The sequence below is a fragment of the Rhodococcus sp. R1101 genome (genome assembly GCF_000278445.1).
Lineage (GTDB): Bacteria > Actinomycetota > Actinomycetes > Mycobacteriales > Mycobacteriaceae > Rhodococcus > Rhodococcus gordoniae.
Genome location: NZ_AJVB01000766.1, coordinates 1 through 1132 on the forward strand (window position 1 = coordinate 1; position 1132 = coordinate 1132).

1 protein-coding gene is annotated in these 1132 nt (G+C 70.4%); it reads right to left on the bottom strand.

Annotated features, from left to right (window positions below):
• A partial coding sequence (locus R1101_RS0124010) for an ATP-dependent helicase (RefSeq protein WP_016935697.1) occupies positions 1–1132 on the bottom strand: 1132 nt, incomplete at both ends.

The following is a 1132-nucleotide window of genomic DNA, read 5'->3' on the forward strand; positions in this document are numbered from 1 at the left end:
CCGCGTGCAACGACGCGAGCGTGACGCCCTGGACCGTCGGTGGCTGCCGCGCCTCGGCACGGGCCGCGAGATCGCGCAGCAGGCCCTGGAGGTCGAGTTCCGGTTCGTGCTCGAGCAGTTCCTCGGTGAGCTGCACGAGCGCGACGAGCGACGCCCATCGTTCGCGTGCCTGGGTGCCCACCGGCTCGGTGTCGGTCAGGCCGAGCGGCACCAAGGTGGCCCGCACGAGGCTGAGCAGCCCGGCACCGCGGCCGGCGTCCTCCGGGAGATCGTCGCGCGCACCCGCCTGGCGCAGGGCGTTGACGGCCTGCCGGACCTCCGCGCGGTTGAAGAAGCCCTCACCACCGCGCACCTGGTACGGGATACCGGCCTGTGTGAAGGCCTGCTCGTAGGCCTCGGACTGGGCGTTGATGCGGTAGAGCACCGCGATCTCGGCAGCGGGCACCCCCTTGCCCATCAGCTTGGCGACGGCCTTCGCCACTGCCTGCGCCTCGGCCGGCTCGTCGTCGAACTCGGCGAAGGTCGGCTCCGGGCCGGGCGGACGCTGACCGACGAGCTCGAGGCGTGTTCCGGCGATACGACCGCGTGCTGCACCGATCACGCGGTTGGCGAGGTCGACCACCTCCGGGGTGGATCGGTAGTCGCGTTCAAGGCGCACAACGGTGGCGTCGGGGAACCGGCGGGAGAAGTCGAGCAGGTGCTTCGGGGTGGCGCCGGTGAACGAGTAGATGGTCTGGTTGGCGTCGCCGACCACCGTGAGATCGTCGCGGTCGCCGAGCCACGCGTCGAGGACACGCTGCTGCAGTGGCGTGACGTCCTGGTATTCGTCGACGACGAAGCAGCGGTAGCGGTCGCGGAACTCCTCCGCCACCGTGAGGTTGTTCTCGAGGGCGGCGGCGGTGTGCAGGAGCAGGTCGTCGAAATCGAGGTACATTCCGTCGCCCGACCGGTTCTTGAGCTGCTCGTAGGTGTCGTACACGTGGGCGACCCGCTCGGGATCGGCGGGCGGGGTGCGGTGGGCGCGGACGGCCGCGGCGGGATAGTCCTCGGGTGCGACGAGTGTGCCCTTGGACCATTCGATCTCCGACAGCAGGTCGCGCACGGTGTCGGTGTCGGTCGGGAAACCGCAGCG